Source organism: Flavobacterium sp. LMO6, from assembly GCF_009495795.1.
Taxonomy (GTDB): Bacteria; Bacteroidota; Bacteroidia; order Flavobacteriales; family Flavobacteriaceae; genus Flavobacterium.
Genome location: NZ_WIBH01000089.1, coordinates 1 through 267 on the forward strand (window position 1 = coordinate 1; position 267 = coordinate 267).

Below are 267 nucleotides of genomic sequence, written 5' to 3' on the forward strand. Positions count from 1 at the left end.
CATTAAAATGCCTTCCAGTTTATATTAGTTATGCAACAAAATCAGGTTATGAGAATAGTAATATTTATAAAGTTGAAATTCCAGATAATGAGTTTGGAATTGATATGACAGTAGATATAACGCTAAAACCAATCATGCCAATCATAACTGAGAAAGAAGTAATCTTACAACCAATTTACTTTGAGTTCAACAGAAGCAATATTACAGCAGAAGGCGCTGCAGAGTTAGATAAGTTGGTAGCGGTAATGAATGAGTATCCAGAAATGG

The 267-nt window shown here is 32.6% G+C and carries 1 pseudogene; it reads left to right on the forward strand.

Annotation, left to right across the window (positions count from 1 at the left end):
* Window positions 1-267: pseudogene (locus tag GFJ99_RS13570) on the forward strand (cell envelope biogenesis protein OmpA); the annotation flags it as partial.